Source organism: Streptomyces sp. AC555_RSS877 (assembly GCF_019049245.1).
Taxonomy (GTDB): Bacteria; Actinomycetota; Actinomycetes; order Streptomycetales; family Streptomycetaceae; genus Streptomyces.
Genome location: NZ_JAGMUK010000182.1, coordinates 160,915 through 177,681 on the forward strand (window position 1 = coordinate 160,915; position 16,767 = coordinate 177,681).

General features: G+C 68.1%; 18 protein-coding genes and 2 pseudogenes. 9 read left to right on the forward strand and 11 right to left on the reverse strand.

Features of this window, described 5'->3' with window-relative positions; translation table 11 throughout:
* Window positions 1–39: 39 nt before the first annotated feature.
* On the reverse strand, window positions 40–231 hold the full coding sequence (locus KUM49_RS40135) for a hypothetical protein (protein WP_217241850.1): 192 nt from the start codon (window positions 229–231) through the stop codon (window positions 40–42).
* A gap of 141 nt (window positions 232–372) precedes the next feature.
* Between KUM49_RS40135 and KUM49_RS40140 the strand changes: the two genes are divergently transcribed.
* Together KUM49_RS40140 and KUM49_RS49340 are read left to right on the forward strand one after the other, a co-directional pair.
* A complete protein-coding gene (locus tag KUM49_RS40140; protein WP_217241851.1) occupies window positions 373–1,512 on the forward strand; it encodes a glutathione-independent formaldehyde dehydrogenase in 1,140 nt (379 codons plus the stop codon).
* Between the two features lie 384 nt (window positions 1,513–1,896).
* Window positions 1,897–2,190, forward strand: coding sequence for a hypothetical protein (locus tag KUM49_RS49340; protein WP_254402505.1), 294 nt, complete (start codon window positions 1,897–1,899; stop codon window positions 2,188–2,190).
* Here KUM49_RS49340 and KUM49_RS50945 read toward each other — a convergent pair.
* From KUM49_RS50945 to KUM49_RS40160, 4 genes and pseudogenes are all read right to left on the reverse strand, one after another.
* Window positions 2,190–2,726: pseudogene (locus tag KUM49_RS50945) on the reverse strand (zinc-binding dehydrogenase); the annotation flags it as partial. The gene KUM49_RS49340 and the pseudogene KUM49_RS50945 overlap by 1 nt on opposite strands.
* A 72-nt stretch (window positions 2,727–2,798) precedes the next feature.
* Entirely contained in the window at window positions 2,799–3,224 is a 426-nt protein-coding gene (locus KUM49_RS40150; protein WP_254402507.1) for a PPOX class F420-dependent oxidoreductase, read from the reverse strand.
* A 38-nt stretch (window positions 3,225–3,262) separates the two neighbouring features.
* Window positions 3,263–3,625 carry an MmcQ/YjbR family DNA-binding protein gene (locus KUM49_RS40155; protein ID WP_217241853.1) on the reverse strand — a complete coding sequence of 121 codons (363 nt, stop codon included), beginning with the start codon at window positions 3,623–3,625 and terminating at the stop codon, window positions 3,263–3,265.
* 8 nt (window positions 3,626–3,633) lie between these two features.
* A complete protein-coding gene (locus tag KUM49_RS40160) occupies window positions 3,634–4,017 on the reverse strand; it encodes an MmcQ/YjbR family DNA-binding protein (RefSeq protein WP_217241900.1) in 384 nt (127 codons plus the stop codon).
* An 829-nt stretch (window positions 4,018–4,846) separates the two neighbouring features.
* On the opposite strand from KUM49_RS40160, the gene KUM49_RS40165 reads away from it, so the two are divergent.
* Window positions 4,847–5,845, forward strand: a complete 999-nt coding sequence (locus KUM49_RS40165) for an AraC family transcriptional regulator (protein ID WP_217241854.1) — start codon at window positions 4,847–4,849, stop codon at window positions 5,843–5,845.
* Here KUM49_RS40165 and KUM49_RS49350 read toward each other — a convergent pair.
* Window positions 5,843–6,031: pseudogene (locus tag KUM49_RS49350) on the reverse strand (RNA-guided endonuclease TnpB family protein); the annotation flags it as partial. The gene KUM49_RS40165 and the pseudogene KUM49_RS49350 overlap by 3 nt on opposite strands.
* A 107-nt stretch (window positions 6,032–6,138) precedes the next feature.
* Window positions 6,139–8,490 carry an alpha-L-fucosidase gene (locus KUM49_RS40170; RefSeq protein WP_217241855.1) on the reverse strand — a complete coding sequence of 784 codons (2,352 nt, stop codon included), beginning with the start codon at window positions 8,488–8,490 and terminating at the stop codon, window positions 6,139–6,141.
* 677 nt (window positions 8,491–9,167) lie between these two features.
* On the opposite strand from KUM49_RS40170, the gene KUM49_RS40175 reads away from it, so the two are divergent.
* Window positions 9,168–9,311 carry a hypothetical protein gene (locus KUM49_RS40175; RefSeq protein ID WP_217241856.1) on the forward strand — a complete coding sequence of 48 codons (144 nt, stop codon included), beginning with the start codon at window positions 9,168–9,170 and terminating at the stop codon, window positions 9,309–9,311.
* A 76-nt stretch (window positions 9,312–9,387) separates the two neighbouring features.
* Here the strand turns inward: KUM49_RS40175 and KUM49_RS40180 are convergent, their stop codons facing one another.
* Window positions 9,388–9,855 (reverse strand): MarR family winged helix-turn-helix transcriptional regulator, encoded by a 468-nt coding sequence (locus KUM49_RS40180; protein WP_217241857.1) that lies wholly within the window; start codon window positions 9,853–9,855, stop codon window positions 9,388–9,390.
* A gap of 497 nt (window positions 9,856–10,352) precedes the next feature.
* Between KUM49_RS40180 and KUM49_RS49355 the strand changes: the two genes are divergently transcribed.
* The 4 genes from KUM49_RS49355 (at window position 10,353) to KUM49_RS40205 (ending at window position 13,083) form a co-directional block, all read left to right on the forward strand.
* Entirely contained in the window at window positions 10,353–10,433 is an 81-nt protein-coding gene (locus KUM49_RS49355; RefSeq protein WP_254402532.1) for a hypothetical protein, read from the forward strand.
* Window positions 10,434–10,670: 237 nt separating this feature from the next.
* A complete protein-coding gene (locus KUM49_RS40195; protein ID WP_217241858.1) occupies window positions 10,671–11,048 on the forward strand; it encodes a DoxX family protein in 378 nt (125 codons plus the stop codon).
* Window positions 11,049–11,077: 29 nt separating this feature from the next.
* Window positions 11,078–12,049 carry a pirin family protein gene (locus tag KUM49_RS40200; protein WP_217241859.1) on the forward strand — a complete coding sequence of 324 codons (972 nt, stop codon included), beginning with the start codon at window positions 11,078–11,080 and terminating at the stop codon, window positions 12,047–12,049.
* A gap of 137 nt (window positions 12,050–12,186) precedes the next feature.
* Window positions 12,187–13,083, forward strand: a complete 897-nt coding sequence (locus tag KUM49_RS40205) for an LLM class flavin-dependent oxidoreductase (protein ID WP_217241860.1) — start codon at window positions 12,187–12,189, stop codon at window positions 13,081–13,083.
* 85 nt (window positions 13,084–13,168) lie between these two features.
* Here KUM49_RS40205 and KUM49_RS40210 read toward each other — a convergent pair whose 3' ends face one another.
* The 3 genes from KUM49_RS40210 to KUM49_RS40220 all read right to left on the reverse strand — a co-directional run bounded on the left by KUM49_RS40210 (window position 13,169) and on the right by KUM49_RS40220 (window position 15,335).
* Entirely contained in the window at window positions 13,169–13,792 is a 624-nt protein-coding gene (locus KUM49_RS40210) for a DinB family protein (protein WP_217241861.1), read from the reverse strand.
* A gap of 191 nt (window positions 13,793–13,983) precedes the next feature.
* A complete protein-coding gene (locus KUM49_RS40215; RefSeq protein WP_217241862.1) occupies window positions 13,984–14,322 on the reverse strand; it encodes a GNAT family N-acetyltransferase in 339 nt (112 codons plus the stop codon).
* Window positions 14,323–14,345: 23 nt separating this feature from the next.
* On the reverse strand, window positions 14,346–15,335 hold the full coding sequence (locus tag KUM49_RS40220; protein WP_217241863.1) for a pirin family protein: 990 nt from the start codon (window positions 15,333–15,335) through the stop codon (window positions 14,346–14,348).
* Between the two features lie 97 nt (window positions 15,336–15,432).
* Between KUM49_RS40220 and KUM49_RS40225 the strand changes: the two genes are divergently transcribed.
* Window positions 15,433–15,891, forward strand: coding sequence for a carboxymuconolactone decarboxylase family protein (locus KUM49_RS40225; RefSeq protein WP_217241864.1), 459 nt, complete (start codon window positions 15,433–15,435; stop codon window positions 15,889–15,891).
* Window positions 15,892–16,767 lie beyond the last annotated feature (876 nt).

Below are 16,767 nucleotides of genomic sequence, written 5' to 3' on the forward strand. Positions count from 1 at the left end.
GGCGCTTGGCGACCGGGCCAAGGAGGCGGAACTCGCCGCTCAGGCTTCGGGGACGGCACCCTCGGTGCGGCCCTCGGAGAACTCCCACCAGGCAAGGGGCAGCCAGTCTCCGTTGACGAAACCGTCGACCGCCGACCCCTGACCGCTGATCGACACGGTGGTGCCGGGCGGATAGGTGGTGCCGGACAGTCCGGACACGGAGACGAGCAGGGTGCCGAAGCGTCGTATCACTGTTCGCGCTCTCTCGTTTCAAAGATAAATGTGTGACGACAGTAGCCATCTTGTCCTATGGGGCACAACGGACGGACTATGAGATAGGGCACAAAAATACGAAGGCACGACAGCAGCACTACCGCGTGGAGGTGCTTGAGCATGAAGGCCGTCGTCTACAAGGGACCGTTCGAAGTTGCCGTCGAGCAAGTGGAGAACCCTGGACTCCAGCACCCGAACGACGTGATCGTCCGCGTGACGTCCACGGCGATCTGCGGCTCCGACCTGCACATGTACGAGGGCCGCACCGCGGCCGAGCCGGGCATCGTCTTCGGCCACGAGAACCTCGGGATCATCGAGGAGACCGGGGACGGAGTCTCGTCCCTCAAGCGGGGCGACCGGGTGGTCATGCCCTTCAACGTCGCCTGCGGCTTCTGCAAGAACTGCACGGCCGGCTTCACGGGCTTTTGCGTGACTGTCAACCCCGGGTTCGCGGGCGGCGCGTACGGCTACGTCGCGATGGGACCGTTCAGCGGAGGTCAGGCCGAGTACGTACGGGTGCCGTACGCCGACTTCAACTGTCTGAAGCTCCCCGAGGGCGATGCCAACGAGAGCGACTTCGTCCTGCTCGCCGACATCTTCCCGACGGGCTACCACGGGAACGAGCTGGCTGACGTCCGTCCGGGCGAGAGCGTCGCGGTGTACGGCGGCGGTCCGGTCGGCCTGATGGCCGCCTACTCCGCCCTTCTGCGCGGTGCCAGGAAGGTGTTCGTCGTAGACCGGGTGGCCGAGCGGCTGCAGAAGGCCGAGGAGATCGGCGCGATCCCCGTCAACTTCTCCGAGGCCAATCCGGTGGAGCAGATCAAGGACCAGACGGAGGGGCAAGGCACCGACAAGGGCATCGACGCGGTGGGCTACCAGGCTCAGGCACGCGGCGAGGACCGTGAGGAGCCGGCAACCGTCCTGAACTCGCTGGTCGAGACGGTGCGGCCGACAGGAGCGCTGGGCATTCCGGGCCTGTACGTTCCCTCCGACCCCGGCGGGCCGGACGATCAGTCCAAGAAGGGCATGCTCCTGGTGGCCATCGGAAGGCTCTTCGAAAAGGGACTGCGCCTGGGCACCGGCCAGTGCAACGTGAAGCGTTACAACCGGCAACTGCGCGACATGATCATCGATGGCCGCGCACGGCCCGGCTTCGTCGTCTCGCACGAGCTGTCGCTGGACGAGGCGCCGCAGGCGTACGAGAAGTTCGACAAGCGCGTCGAGGGCTACACCAAGGTCGTCCTGCACCCGAACCGATGACCTGACGCGCCACATCCATGGGTGGGCCGTCGCTGCCGCTGATCGCCCTGCCCTGCGTGCTGCACGGCTGAGCGTGCTGCGGGCGGCGGCGGGGCGAGCACTGGCCCGTGCCCCGCGTCGTGGCCTGCGCGCTGCTCGGGCCCGGCACGCTCGTCGGCCGCAGCCAGAGCGTGCACGGCGGCTCCGCCGAACCGCCTTCGTGAGCAGCCGCAGGTCCTTGTCGGCCACGGACGCACGTCCGGCGAGCACGGCTCCGTTGAACGCCAGCAGGAGGCGGACTTTGCCGAGGAACCCGGTCGCCCGCCCTTGGACGCGGCGCGGGAAGCGGGTTCCTCTGGCCGTTAAGGCCTGGGCCGGCCAGATGAAGATCCGTATCTTGACCACATGGTGCATGAGGGAGAGCCGAGACTCTTTGTGAATCGGTGGGGCGACACATCGGATCCGGCATCTGTAGGACGCGCGTCCTACCGGGACGAGTGCGTGTGCTTCGACCAGGCCAAGCCGCGTCCGCGAGCCCGTGTCGGTTTCCACGCCGAACGACAGGACACCTCGGCCGCTGGGTGGCGGCATCTGCTGGAGTTGATCGAAGCGGCCGCGGAAGACGGGCGGGAGGAGTTCCGGCCTCTGGTCGAACTCAGCGCCGAGGAACGTCGGCAGGTCATCACCGATTCACTTTGAGTGTGGGGATGCCCCGGCCCGCGAATCCCAGTACAAGGAGGCAGCCCCTCGCCGTGCCGCAGCGCACGAAGCGAGTCCGGGAAGCGATCCCCGCCGACGGGATCGACCACAAGATCCACCCCTTGGCCGTCGGTGAGTCTCCTGACGGCGTCGAGGAACCCGTCGACTCTCACCACCTCCTGTGCTCCTACGGTCCTGGCCAGTTCTGCCTTCTCGTCGGTGGACACGACGGCGATGACGCGCGCGCCGTACGACGCGGCCATCTGGCAGGCCGCGCTCCCCACTCCGCCTGCGGCTCCGTGGACGAGGACGACCTCGTCGGGGCGGAGAGCACCCCGGCGGATGAGCGCGAAATGTGCGGTCAGGTAGTTCAGTGGCAGCGCCGCCCCACTGCGGGTGTCGACGTTGTCCGGGAGAGGAAAGACCATTGACGCCTCGACAGCGACCGTCTGGGCGTAGCCACCGGTGACCGGCAGGGCCGCCACGCGGTCACCCGCACGGAATCCGGCACCGTCCGTGCGGACCGTTCCGGACACCTCCCAGCCGAGGACGAACGGCAGTTCGGGGCGCGTCTGGTACTCCCCGCGCAGGGAGCCGGCGACCGGGCATCAGTCGGTGACGCCGCCGTAGGCGATGACCTTGGTGGGGTGGAGGTGGACGACAAGTTCGCCGGGAACGGCGTTGCGCTTGCCGAACTCCTCGGCCTTGTCCGCGCCCATGTACCGGGCACCGGCCCGGGTGGCGACATCGAGGAGTTCGTCGAGGTCCTCGCTGAACGTCACCTCGCCGCGCGCTTCGACGTAGGCGAAGGGCGGCGCGTCGTCGGCGACGCATAGGGATGCGCGGGGGTTGCGCCGCAGGTTGCGGGCCTTGGCCGTCGCGCCACCCGTCGTGAACAGGAAGTCCTCGCCGTCGAAGACGTACCAGACGGGGGTGATGTTCGGCGTGCCGTCGGCCCCGACAGTGGCGAACCGTCCGGTGGGCGCGCCGCGGGTGACGAAGGCGTGCCATTGCTCGGTCGACATGCTGTGCATGGGCGGTCCTTGTCCGTGGTCGGTCGGTCGGTCCGTAGTCATCCGGGGCGGTGGTTGCGCGGAACCGTCTCCACGACGAGGTGGTAGGAGCGGTCGACGAGTTCGGCGACCAGGGCCGCCGTGACGCCCCGGCCGGCTCCTACGGAGATCCAGTGCCGCTTGTCGAGGTAGCGGCCAGGAGTGAACGACGGGTACTGGCCTTGCAGCAGGCGCCCGTACTCCGGTTCCGCTTTGAGGGTGATGACGAGTTCTTCCGGGTCGTCGGTGACGATCAGGAAGACCTTGCCCGCCACCTTGTAGACGTCCAACTGCTCGGTGAACGGGCGCCCGTGGCTGACGCCCGGGAGCGCGAGTGCGGCGTGGCGCGCGGTGTCCTGGAGCTTCGTGCCGGTGAAGGACATGCCGGAGGTCAGGTGCGGAGGCCGTAGGTGTGCGGGTCGACGGGCTGCTGTGACTTGGCGAGCCCGCTGACGACGAGTCGGTAGGAGTCGGTCACGAGTTCCTTCACCAGCGTCTCGTCGATCGTGTCTCCGCTCTCCAGCGTGATCCAGTGCTTCTTGTTCATGTGGTAGCCAGGGGTGATCTCCGCGTGCTCGCGACGCAGGGCGGCCGCCTCGTCGGGCGCCGATTTGAGTATCACCATGGGCTCGCCCGTCACCTGCGTCATGAGCATGAAGACCTTGCCGCGCACCTTGTACACCTCCCACTCCGGCCCGAACGGGTGCTCCAGCCCAGCTCCGGGAAGTTCCTCGGCGCAGTCGGCCGCGGTCTTCTGCAGCGTCTCTGTGTCCATGGTCATCAGCTCCTTCATCGTTTTAACGCCCCGACCAGCAGTACGGGGCACCAGTGCCGTTTCCGGCATGATCAGTACGGACAGCAGCGTCGGCAACACGACCGCGACGGTAAGCACGCAGGACGCGCAGAACCTCAGGGAAAGCCAGTGGGATCCATGACCGCTGCCATGATGTCCGGAGCAGGTTCCCGCCATCGGAGTCCCCGCCCACCACGAGGTGCGACAGGCCGAGCTCCGCACGACGGCGTCATAGCAGTCGTTCAGGCCGGCCGGATGAGGGCAGGGACCGAACTTGGCCGCGCAGTTGGGGAATCCCATCACCAAAGACCCCGGTGCGCGAGGGACTTGCGCAGCTGGACGTAGCTTGGGATGGCGGTGGACAACGACATCCGTCCGCCCCCGTTCAGGTGCGCGACCTCGGGCAGGGGGCCCTCCGTGGAAAGGGGCCGGGCGACATACAGCAGATCGCGTAGCCGTCGTGCCCTCGGATGCCGCAGGTCTTCTCTTCGCCCTGGCGAGCTGCTCCTCGCGGGACGACTGCCGCGAAACACCCTCTGGCGGCACGTTGCGAGTGAGCCCCAGCGGAGCGATGATCTTGATCGTCTCAGGGTCACGGTGCGGGTCTGAGCGAAGGACCATGTCGGCATCTTTGAGCCTGCCGGGAAGCTCGTCGGCGGCGAGTGTCACGTTTGCGGGGACCTTTCTCTCGTTCACAGAGGGTCGAGGGTGAGTGCCCCGGCACTCACCACGCCGACGGCACGCACACACGCGGGCCGCGGTCACCATCCTGTCCCTGCGGACGACAACTCGACCGGTAAACTGCGGACACATGATGGTCGACAGGCGACACCCGTCGCGGTCGGAGCCGGGTTCCTCCGCCCTCTTCGTCTCGCGGCCCGGCTCCGCTGCACGCGCAGAGCCCGAATCCGTCCCGCTGTACGGCTTCCAGCCCCCGGTCGGCACCCCGTACGGGCTGGAGGTGACCACCGTCGAGGACTTCCACGCCGACCACGACGACTGGCCGTGGAACCCGCCCCGTCCGGGCCGTGCCACCTTCCACGACCTGATCCTCGTCACGGAGGGCGCGCTGCAGCACGACGTCGATCACGTCACGCTCACCGTCGCTCCCGGCCAGTGGCTGTGGGTACGCCCCGGACACGTGCAGTGCTGGCACGACCCCGGCACCGCCCGCGGCCCCTTCATCCTGTTCGAACCCGAGGCGTTCCGGCCCGACATCGCCCGCCAGCTGGCTCCCGGTACCTCGCACGACGCCCCCGCCATACTGACACCGCATCCCGACGACGCCACCTGGCTCGAGCAGACCGCGCTCCAGCTCCTCGACGAACACCGCGCGCTGGGGCGCCGCCCGCTCGCGGCCCACCACGCCCTGCGGTGCAGCCTCCTCGAAGCCCTGCTGCTCCGCCTCGCCAACTCACCGGACGTCACAGAAGCTCCGGTCGCCGCCGCAACCACTTCCCCAGGCGGCGCCTCGGCACGACGGCCGGTCCACCAACAATTCCTGGACGCCCTGGAGGTGCACTTCCGCGAGCTGCACCGCGTCGACGACTACGCCCGGCTGCTCGGCTGTTCCCTTCGAACCCTCAGCCGCGCCACCCAGGCCGCCGCCGGCACCGGGGCACGGCAGGTCATCGACCAGCGCCGCCTCCTCGAAGCGCGCCGCCTCCTCGGCCGCTCCCGGTGGACCGCCCGCGCGGTCGCCGATCACCTCGGCTTCACCGACACGGCCAACTTCGGCCGCTTCTTCCGGCACCACACCGGCCTCACACCCGCCGCCTACGCGGCCAATCAGGCCACGCCGGAGTCCTGAGACTCCCTCGCCGATGGACATTCGCGTGTTCTGGTACACGGCCCTGGACTTCGCGACGCATTCGTTCCACACCCAGCGGCACCGGCCCCACTCCGCCGCCAGGGCGCTGCGGGCGGTGGACGACAGGCGCAGACGGTTGGTGTACCGGGCATACTCGCCCCCCGCAGCCACCCCCACCTGCGCCATCTCGCCCCCTCACAATTCCCCGGCCAGGACACTGCGCGTCCCACCGCGACAGCGACCACAGGCACACGCCCTCGCATCACTTCGGCGATACGGGTGGCCTTGGGGTCTCAGGCACGCCAGTGCACTTTGAAGACCCACACGTGCTGCCCCGCCTTGCGTGCGGCTTCCGGAACGTCGATCACCAGCGCCCCGTTGCTGCGGGTCCATGTCAGGGGTCGGCCGTGGCCGAGCATCGTCACCTTGTCGCCGCTCCGGATCGGGACCGGTGCTTCGACGGTGAGCTTGGCGCCCGGCTTGGCCAGGGAGTGGATGTAGAAGGCCTCGTCCGGGCGGACCGTGAACCGCAGGTCCTCGCCCAGTTCGGCCATCCGGGACCAGTACGTGGTGTCGTAGATCGCCTCTCCGTTGGTGCGCAGCCAGCGGCCTGTCTCGCGCAGCCGGGTCTGCATGATCTCGGGGATGGTGCCGTCGGCTCGCGGGCCGATGTCGAGGAGGAAGTTTCCGTTCTTGGAGACGATGTCGACGAGGCTGCGCACCACCGCTTCGGTCGTCATGTAGGCGTCGTCCGGGGTCGCCTGGTTGTACCCGTAGCTGAACGGGTCCAGGCCGCGGCTGGACTCCCACTTGGCGACGACCGTGTTGTCGTACGTCGTGTACTCGGGGGTGGTGAAGTCGTGGAAGCCGATGCCCGAACGGTCGTTGACGGTGACCTCGATGGGCCGGGCGCGGTTCTTGGCGTGGTTGAAGTACTCGGCCAGGACATGGAGGCTGTCGTTGGCGCCGCCGATGTCGCACCAGATGAGCTCCGGGTCGTGGTCCTGGATCAGCTCCAGCATCTGCGGGGCCTGGTAGTCCTTCACGAAGTCCTTGCCCGCGGTGTAACCCGTGTAGGGCTCCGGCTCCAGGGTGTACGGATTGCGCGGGGCGTGACCCATCCAGGGGTTGTCCGGGTTGAACCACTCGGGCATGGAGAAGTAGAGCCCGCGGTGGAGTTCGGGGGTGTACCGGCGGGACGCCGCGAAGAGTTCCTTGACGAGGTCCCGCTTCGGGCCCATCTTCACGGAGTTGCGGTCGGAGACCTTCGTGTCCCACAGCGCGAAGCCCTCGTGGTGCTTCGAGGTCAGCACGTGGTACTGCGCGCCCGCGTCCCGGAACAGTTCGACCCAGGCACGCGGATCGAACTTCTCCGCCGTGAACATCGGGATGAAGTCGTCGTAGGCGAAGTTCTCGCCGTACTTCTCGCGGTGGTACCCGTAGACGGCGTTCGCGGGGTCCTGCATGTGGTTCCAGTACCACTCGGCGTACTGCTTTCCGACCGGCGACCAGGCCGGCACGGAGTAGACGCCCCAGTGGATGAAGATGCCGAACTTGGCGCCCTGGAACCAGTACGGCGCCTGGTGGCCGGAGAGAGAGGACGCGGTGGGCTGGTAGTCGGCGACGCCGAGGGTCAACCGGCTCTTTTGCGCGGCGGCCTCGGTTCCGCGTCCGGTGACGGTCACCGAACCGTCGCGGACCGTGCCGGGGGCGGTGCCCGCACGGTTGCGGATGCCCACGCGGATGCGGGCCTGCTCACCGGGGTCCAGGCGGCGGACACGGGCGGCCTCGACAGTGCGGGCTCCCGGAACCTCGACGCCCACCGACACGCCGTCCGCGGCCAGGACGGAGACCGTCCCCGCGTTGACGACGGTGGCTTCGATGCTCTGTGCGCCGGACGACTCCAGCAGCGAGTTCGTGGACCGGGCCCCGCGCAGGGCCAGCGCGCGTCCCTGAGCGGCAGGTTGCAGGGACAGTGCGAACACGTGGAGCGACGTCTTGTTCGCCTGCGCCGGGTTGGTCACCGGGAGCGTGATGGCTACGGCGTCGCGCTGTGGGTCGAGCCACAGCTCGGATGTACCGATTCCCACGCGGTGTTCGTCCCTGGTGCCGTCCGGTCCGTAGCGGTACGGGGCCGACAGAGATCCACCCGCTGCGTACCAGTCGGCTCCGCCGAGGGTGGCGGTCGTGGTCGAGCCGTCCGCGTAGTGGACCGTGGCCTTGCCGGAGGCGTTGCCGTAGCTGCCCGCGGTGAGGAACACGGCGGAGAGGTAGCGGCCTTTGGGCAGTTCTACGCGTTGGCCGAGTGCGACGACATTGTTCTTCGCGCCTGCATCCGAGGCAGGGAAGACAAAGGGCACGCCGTCGACTTCCACACGGCCCGTGGGAAGTTCCTCGCCCGGGAACGTGTAGCCCGAGCCGTCGAAGTCGCCGCCCCGTGCGGAGGCGGTGTCGACGCCATCGTTGTCGTAGAGGGAGTCGAGCGGAACAGGGACGGGGTCGGGTACGGCAGCCCACGGCCCGGCGTCCTCGGCGAGTGGTTCGGCGGCGTGTGCGGCGGTGCCTGAGGCGAGGGGAAGGAGGGTCGCCGCGGCGGCCACTCCGGCCGCGGTGCCCAGGACCTGACGTCTCGGATACATACCCATGAGCGGCTCCAATTCATCGGATGTCTGATGATGGAATGGACTCATCATGCTGTCAACGGTGCCGACAGAGGGGGAAGTTGAAGCATAGGTAGGATGACAAGCTGAGTGGCCTGGACACCTGTACTGCCAGGCCTCAGTCGCACGGCAGGCAGGCCCCAAAGGCCGGCGGGTCGGAGCCATCGCCGGTACCCCACGGAAAGGCGGCTTCGCGCGCTCGGGGCGGACGAGTTCGTCGCTCGCGAAAGGGAGGACGTGCGGCGGGAGATCGAGGCGTCATCGGTGAACTGGCGGCCACGTAGCCGCGGACGCCGTCGGCAAACCAGTGATCGACGTGCTGTTGGAGGCGCTTGGACGCGGCGTTCGATACACCACCGCCGGCGCGATCCCGGTCCCGTCACGGGGATCGACCTGCGCAACTCGATCAGCAGAAACTCGCTCGGGGCCAGGCAAAGCTGCCTGCCCCCGCACATCGGCAAGCTGGTGGTCACCGCGTGAGCTGACAGCTGTCGTCGGCCAACTCGCGGGCGGTCCGCAGCGGTCCGAAGAACGGATGGGCTTGCGCGGCTTGGCGCCAGGCCGCAGGACAGTGCCGCCCACTCCATCGCCCCTCAGCGTCAGCGCGACACCGGCGATCGGCTCGGATCCCCCACCCTGGGCCCTTGAGATGGCCATCGCCTTTGCCATACACCGGCCTGATCCCGACCCGTACTGCGCTGGGAGTCCCTCCGCTGGAAACCGCGGGGCCCAACCTGGCGAACGCACTCGCCGTGCCGATCAGCGAGATCACCCTGCGCACGGCCGGTGAGAACTTCGTCCTCTGAGCCCTCGCCACGCTGCGCAGAAGGGCGACACCGGAAACGGTGTCGCTTGCCGGGTAGTAGTGCCGTCGGCCGATAATCAGGCGGGGTCCTCGTCCAGCTTCGCGACCACTCGAACGGAGATGTCCGCCAGAGTCCGCAGCTCTGCCGGGGTGACATGGTCCAGGAACAGCTCCCGTACCGCTTCCACATGTAGCGGGGCCGCCCTCTCGATCGCCGCCCGCCCGGCGTCCGTGATCACCACGAACGCTCCCCGCGCGTCATCGGGGCACTCCTCGCGGATCACCAGCCCTCGTCCGGCCATCCGCGCGATGTGGTGGGACATCCGGCTCTTCTCCCACTCGAGCGCGCGGGACAGATCCTGATAACGCTGCCGGCCCTCCGGCACATCCGTCAGATTGACCAGCACGCCGAAATCCGCCGCCGAGAGCTTCGACTCACTCTGCAACATGCGCGACAGCCGACCCACCAGCCGCTCATGCAACCGAACAAAGCTCCGCCAGGCGTGTTGCTCCTCCGCCGTCAACCACCGCACTTCTTCATCCATACAAGCGAGTGTAGTGGGGTTGATGGGTCACCAAGTTGTACGAAGCCCTGTCCCTCGGCCACTGCATCTTGCGCGGTCAGGCGTACGCGGCGTCCACCCCGCCGCCCTCCCTGGCCTCACTCGCGGGCGACGCCGCTCTCCCCGCGGCCTTGGCCACGGCCAGCGCGAACTCGGAGGCACCGTCCCGCATGCCCACCAGCGGCGGCAGCAACGGGCGCGCCCGCGCCCGCCCGCACGGCGCACTCCCCCACCGCCCGCGCCGCGGCCACGATCATGCGGTCTGTCACCCGAGAGGCTTGGCAGGCGGCAAAACCGCTAGCCCGACGGCCGTGAGAAGGTCGCTTCCCTCAGCAGGCTGACGACCGCTTCGGGTTCGTCGACATCGACGTGCTGCTGGTGCGCTTTCGAACCGACCTCACGCCCGAGCAGCATGTGTACGCGCGCGACGACACGGAGGTGGGGTGCGGTGCGCTCGATCTCGCGGGGTCGTGAGTGAGATGGCCGCCGCGTGCGACCGGCCGGTGATCCTTCCGCTGTCCAACCCGACCTCCCCCACTGGACCGTCGGCAGGGCGCTGATCACCGCCGGCTCCCCTTTCCCGCTGCTGAAGCTGGAGGGGCGTGAGAAATCAGTTCGCAACCCGTTACCTGATACATCAATCAGGTCGCACACGGGGCCGTCTCGTCGTTACAGGGATCTTCCCCGTCGGGATAGTCACCTCGACCCACCCGATTGACACGTCACCTACTTCCCTTTAGTTTAGATGATACGTCAATCAATTCATGCGGGACCACCACCGATCACAAGAGGTACCTGTGAACGTCGCTCTGTGGGCTGTCGCGGCCCTGCTCGCTCTTGTCTTCCTGGGGGCCGGCGCTGCCAAGCTCGCCCAGCCCAAGGAGAAGCTCACCGCATCCCCCTCCATGGGCTGGGCCGAGGACTTCTCCCCGGCGATGATCAAGACAATCGGCCTCTTGGAGGTTCTCGCCGCACTCGGGCTGATTCTCCCCGCTGCGGTGGACATCGCTCCGGGCCTCGTTCCACTGGCCGCCTCCGGCCTGGCACTGACCATGTTCGGCGCCGGCATCACACACAGCCGGCGCGGGGAGCTCCAGTCGGTCGTCGTGAACATCGTCCTTCTGGCCCTGACCGTCTTCGTGGCCTGGGGCCGCTTCGGCCCGCACGCCTTCTGACAGCAAGACAGAGAAAAGGGGAAGCCCACATGCCCGCGATCACCGTGGACGACGTGCTGGTCCTGCCGCGCCTGCCGGAGCTGGACCCGGCCGGCACCGCCTTCCGGCCTGTCCGCCGCCTGACGACCGCCCAGTACGGCGTCGAGGGCGAGGGCTTTCAGGTCCGCCGCGCCTTCGCCGGAGTGCTGCCGACCGAGCTCGACCCGTTCATCCACATGGACCACATCGGCGAGACCGAGACGGCACCGGGCGAGCCCATGGGCACCCCCTGGCATCCGCACCGCGGCTTCGAGACCGTCACCTACCTCATCGACGGCGCCGTGGAACACCAGGACTCCAACGGCGGCGGCGGGGAGATCAGCGACGGCGACACCCAGTGGATGACCGCCGGATCCGGCATCCTGCACATCGAGCAGCCGCCGGAGCGGCTGGTCCAGAGCGGCGGGGTCCTCCACGGCGTGCAGTTGTGGGTCAACCTGCCCCGCGCCAAGAAGATGAGCCCGCCTCGCTACCAGGACATCAAGGGCAAGCACACCGGGCTGGTCACCACGCCGGACGGCGGTGCGCTCATCCGCGTGATCGCCGGGAACATCGCCGGGTTCACCGGCCCCGGCGTCACCCACACCCCGATCACCGTCGCGCATCTCACGATCGAGCCCGGCGCCCAGGTCGACCTGCCGTGGGACCCGACTTACAGCGCACTGGTCTACGCGCTGGCGGGGCACGGCACGGTGGGCGTCGAATCCCGCTCCATCCAGGAGGGCCGGCTCGCCATCCTCGGCTCCGGTGACGCGCTGCGCCTGACGGCCGACCGCGCCCAGGAGTTCCGCTCTTCCAAGCTGGAGCTCTTCGTTCTGGGCGGCCTCCCGATCCGCGAACCCGTATTCCACTACGGCCCGTTCGTGATGAACACACGCGAAGAAGTGCAGCAGGCCTTCGAGGACTACCAGGCGGGGCGCCTCGGCGTCATCCCCGCCCAACGCCTCCCCCACACGTCCTGAACCTCCGTGCAAGGAAGCCCGACCCAACACAGGCCAAGTACGCACGGCCTACCAAGTCCTCCACGTCGACGGGGACGCCCGGTATCCATCTCCAGCTTCGGAACCAGTCCACGGCCAGCCTGAGGGAGCGCTGAGATATGCCCAAGCAGCGGCACGAGTTGGTCTTCGGAAGTTTCATCACGCCGAGTGCCGATCACGTCGAACAGGTCGTGGCGCTCACCCGGCTCTCCGAGCGGGCCGGACTCGACATCGCCACGTTCCAGGACCACCCCTACCAACCGCGGTTGCTCGACTCCTGGACACTGATCTCGTACCTCGCCGCGGCGACGAGCCGTATCAAGCTGGCACCCAACGTGATGAACCTGCCCATGCGCCAGCCCGTGGTGGTCGCCCGCAGTGCCGCGACGCTGGACCTGCTCAGCGGCGGACGCGTCGAACTGGCGCTGGGAGCGGGCGGGTTCTGGGATGCCATCGAAGCGATCGGCGGCCGTCGACTGACACCCGGCGAGTCCGTCGACGCCCTCGAAGAAGCCATCACGATCATCCGTGAGATCTGGGACACCGGGACGCGCGGCGCGGTGCGGATGGACGGCACCCACTACGGCCTCGCGGGCGCCAAGCGAGGCCCCGCTCCCGCCCACAACGTCGGCATCTGGGTCGGCGCCTACCGGCCGCGGATCCTGAGAATGGTCGGCCGCATCGCCGACGGATGGCTGCCCAGCCTGCCCTACATCGAGGGCGGACTGACCGGGCTCGCCCAGGCCGGCCGTCACATCGACGAGGGCGCCGAGGCCGCAGGGCGTGACCCCGCATCGGTGCGCCGACTACTCAACATCGGCGCCCCTTCCGCAGGCGGCAGCTCCCCAGCCCTCAGCGGACCAGTCACCCAGTGGGCCGAACAACTCGCCGCGATCACCCTCGAACACGGCATCACCGGCTACATCCTGGCTGGCGACGATCCCACCGCCATCCAGCAGTTCGGCGAAGAAGTCGCGCCCCAAGTACGGGAACTGGTCGGAAGGGCCACAACCTGACCGGCACGTCCCTGACACCGGATGGGAGAACCGCCGCCCAGGTCCGCGACTATCGTCGGCAGGGCCGTGCCGACGATCGTCTGGTCTACGGCTCCTGCCTCGCCGTGGCGGGATGGGAGATCCTCTGAGCCTTGATTGGTGCGGCCGACCTGGCGGCCTGCTCGATCTTCGCGCAGTAGGCTGCACGGGCTTCCTCGTCGATCTGCTGCTCGTTTTCGGCGCGCACCCCGGTTCGGCCGTCGAGACCCTCGCGCAGGATATCGGCGTGCCCGGCATGCCGGATGGACTCGCCGAGGACATGGACCATGATGGCGAACAGGTTCGTGTTGGGATGGGGCTCCGGCCACCACGGCACGTGGCCGGGGGCGTCGAGGGGAAGCTCGTTGATCGTCGCGTCCGAGTGTTCCCACGTGCGCCGGTAGAACCCGATGATCTGATCGCGGGTCTCGTCCTCGGTCGCCCACAGATCGCTGCCGTTGTGGTCCTGCCACCGGGGCAGCGGTTCCGGGGAAGGGCGGTCGAAGACCTCGCCTAAGTATCTGGCCTCGACGGTGGCCACGTGTTTGACCAGGCCGAGGAGGTTGGTGCCGGTCGCTGTCAGAGGTCGGCGGGCGTCGTATTCGGACAAGCCGTCGAGTTTCCAGAGCAGCGCCTTGCGGTCCCGCCGCAGTCTCCCGTGCAGGTTGTCTTTCGCGAATGCATCGATCATGCGTCGTGAGCCTGCCATGGGCTGCTCGTGGTCTCAAGATCCCGTATGTGGTCCGCAACGGCTGGCAGATTCGCCGCCAGGGCGGATCACAGTGCCCTGACGGGCAGGTTTGGTCTCTCCCTGCGGCCTGGCTGGTTTGTGCGCGTGGCCGCGAACCATGCGGAGATCCGTAGGCGCCAGTGGACGACCAGTCAGCCCAGGTTCGCCTCCAGCCACCGCAGGACCTCAGGGGTCACGGGGTCGGTGATGTCGGCGAACTCGTCATGCCTCTTCAGGAACTTGGCCACGTACGGGCAGGCAGGCACGATCCGCTTCCCGGAGGCGCGGGTGTCGGTGAGCGCCTGCCGCACCAGTTCCGCGGCCAGGCCTTGTCCGGCATAGGCGTCACCGACCTCCGTATGGAAGAACACGCGCTGCTCACCGCGATCGCGGTACTCGGTCACGCCGGCGCGCTTGCCGTCGACCACGATCTCGTACCGATGGTGTGCGTCCACCCGCTCGACGACCGGGGCGGCAGAAGGCTGGGTCATGGGGGGTGCCTTTCTGAGAGAGGTCAGCGGCGCGGAGGGTTGCGGCGCGGCCTGATGGTGGCGTTGGGCAGGGCGGGCGCGGGAAGCCGGCCTCCGTGAAATCCTTCTGTCGTGCCGAAGCGGTCGGAGGATGCCTCCCAGTCCTCGCGGGCCTTGACGATGTCCTCGTGGGTGCGGCCGATGAAGTTCCACCACATGACGATCTCCTCGTCGAACGGGGTGCCGCCGAGCAGAATCACCCGCGCCGGACTGTCCGACTCGTTCGTCAGCGTCAACGCGTCGGCACCTGGCGGGACATAGCCGAGCTCCGCCCGGTGCAGCAGAGTGTCGGCCACACGGACGTCCCCGGTGTCCACGAGAACGCCGTGCTCGAAGTCGGTGTCCACGGAGAGGGTGAGCGTCATACCCGGTTCGAGGGTGATCTCGGCGCCGAGCAGCGGTGTGAACGTCCGCACCGGAGAGACGTCACCGGCGAGCGAGCCGAGGAAGACCCTGATCTCGGCCCCCTTCATTCTCACGGGCTTGGGCACATGGTGCTGGAAGTCCCGTTCGGCGTTCCGCTGCTCGTCCGGCAGCGCCACCCACAGCTGGACTCCGTGGACGACGGTCGTGCGCGGGGTGGAGAGCTCCGAGTGGGCGATGCCGTACCCGCCCGTCATGAGGTTGATTTCCCCGGGTCGCACCAAGGCGTGCGTGCCGAGCGTGTCGCGGTGCTCGACCTCTCCGCTGAACAGCCAGGTCACCGTCTGAAGGCCGGTGTGCGGGTGCGGGGGCAGCGCCATGCCGCCCCTGTCGGTGACCTCGTCGGGACCATAGTGGTCGGCGAAGCACCAGGCGCCGATCAGCGGCCGGTCCCGCTGCGGCAGCGTCCGCCGCACCGTCATCGAGCGCGGACCGCCCAGAGGCACGTCCCGCGCGGGGAGCACGTCGACCCGTGGCACACCGGTCGGACGTACGTCGTCGCCCGACACCCCACATCTCAGCACTGCCGGCTCGGCTTCGACATTGCTCACCGGAGCCACCTCCCATGGAGTCTAGTTAGTTGCTGCATCAACTATAATGTCATGATCATAGAGTGAGGGCCACAGCAGCAGACAACGAGCGGGAGACATGCGGATCTTCATCGACAAACAGAGCCCCAAGGCCTTCCACGCCCTGGTGCAGACATCGGAAGCGGTACGCGCCGTTGCCGCCGAGGCGGGGCTCGACCGCACCGTCGTGGAGCTGATCAACCTCCGCGTATCGCAGATCAACGGCTGCGCCTTCTGCCTCGACACCCACACCAAGGCGGCCGTACGCGCGGGTGAGTCGGCGCAGCGGCTGGGAGTGCTGGCCGCCTGGCGGGACGCCGAGGTGTTCTCCCCCACGGAGCGCGCGGCCCTCGCACTGGCCGAGGCCACGAACGACCCCACCGATGCCGTGGCACAGGAATCCGCCTACGAGGCCGCTCGACACGTGCTGACCGATGACCAGATCTCCGCTGCCATCTGGGTGGCGATCACCATCAGCGCCTTCAACCGGGTCTCGATCATGAGCAAGCATCCGGTACGGGCGAATCGGAGTACGTGAGACTTTCACGAGCGAGAAGGGCAGTACCGTCTCCGCCGTGTCCGCCGTGTCCGCCGTGTCCGCCGGTCCCTCCGGCGCACGCGGACCGGTCCAGGCGAACCCGAGCCCTCCCTGAACCTACCCAGCACCACCTCCCTGCCGGCCTCCTGGGACGCGGCCCTCGCCTACCGCGCTACGGCGCCGGTCATCGAAGAGCGTCGGAGCCTGGTGCCGCGAGGTGCCGCACCCCGTCCACACCCTCACCCGCGGGACGGGGGCGCCGTCGTGGCCCGGAGGACGAACTTGGTGGCCAGGCGGATGCCGTCGGTGGGAAGGGTTGGGGCGCGATGAGGGACATCAAGGTTCGGGTGGTGCCCGCTCAGGTCGTCAGGTACGGACAGCCGGACAGCCCGAGCGCTCGGGCGGCGTCGAGGGCCGCCGAGGGCGATCAGGTCCGCGCACTCTGAGGTGCTCCTGGTCGCCGAGCGGAGTGGCTGCCGAGAATTCTCGAAACTTCATAAAGCTCTGTAGGTGGATTGACAGAGACACTTCAAAGGGGCCAGCGTGTCGCTGTCATGAGCTCGACAATTGCGGAAGCGGAGTACTCGGCAGGGGCGGAGCGACATCAACGCGACGGGGCGAACTCCTCGTCAACGCCCGCAAGCCGGCCGTGAAGAAGGACGGCAAGAACAGGGACCATTTGCCTACCGTGCAAGCCGCGGCCACGGTGCTCCACGTGGTCCCGATCAGCTCGTCTTCCTGTTCTCCCAGCGGTACTTCGTGCGCAGCGTCGCGACCTCGGGGATGAAGGGGTGAGCCGGTCCCTCAAAGGAATTTCGCACAGCAGACGCTTTACGTCCCGAGCTGTGACGGACCGGGACGGACAACCTCCGACGA

Bases quoted from the DNA above. Each gene is read 5' to 3' on its own strand.
- KUM49_RS40140 (WP_217241851.1), top strand. From the start codon at position 373: ATGAAGGCCGTCGTCTACAAGGGACCGTTCGAAGTTGCCGTCGAGCAA.
- KUM49_RS49340 (WP_254402505.1), top strand. From the start codon at position 1,897: ATGGTGCATGAGGGAGAGCCGAGACTCTTTGTGAATCGGTGGGGCGAC.
- KUM49_RS40150 (WP_254402507.1), bottom strand. From the start codon at position 3,224: ATGCACAGCATGTCGACCGAGCAATGGCACGCCTTCGTCACCCGCGGC.
- KUM49_RS40155 (WP_217241853.1), bottom strand. From the start codon at position 3,625: ATGTCCTTCACCGGCACGAAGCTCCAGGACACCGCGCGCCACGCCGCA.
- KUM49_RS40160 (WP_217241900.1), bottom strand. From the start codon at position 4,017: ATGGACACAGAGACGCTGCAGAAGACCGCGGCCGACTGCGCCGAGGAA.
- KUM49_RS40165 (WP_217241854.1), top strand. From the start codon at position 4,847: ATGATGGTCGACAGGCGACACCCGTCGCGGTCGGAGCCGGGTTCCTCC.
- KUM49_RS40170 (WP_217241855.1), bottom strand. From the start codon at position 8,490: ATGGGTATGTATCCGAGACGTCAGGTCCTGGGCACCGCGGCCGGAGTG.
- KUM49_RS40180 (WP_217241857.1), bottom strand. From the start codon at position 9,855: ATGGATGAAGAAGTGCGGTGGTTGACGGCGGAGGAGCAACACGCCTGG.
- KUM49_RS49355 (WP_254402532.1), top strand. From the start codon at position 10,353: ATGGCCGCCGCGTGCGACCGGCCGGTGATCCTTCCGCTGTCCAACCCG.
- KUM49_RS40200 (WP_217241859.1), top strand. From the start codon at position 11,078: ATGCCCGCGATCACCGTGGACGACGTGCTGGTCCTGCCGCGCCTGCCG.
- KUM49_RS40205 (WP_217241860.1), top strand. From the start codon at position 12,187: ATGCCCAAGCAGCGGCACGAGTTGGTCTTCGGAAGTTTCATCACGCCG.
- KUM49_RS40210 (WP_217241861.1), bottom strand. From the start codon at position 13,792: ATGATCGATGCATTCGCGAAAGACAACCTGCACGGGAGACTGCGGCGG.
- KUM49_RS40215 (WP_217241862.1), bottom strand. From the start codon at position 14,322: ATGACCCAGCCTTCTGCCGCCCCGGTCGTCGAGCGGGTGGACGCACAC.
- KUM49_RS40225 (WP_217241864.1), top strand. From the start codon at position 15,433: ATGCGGATCTTCATCGACAAACAGAGCCCCAAGGCCTTCCACGCCCTG.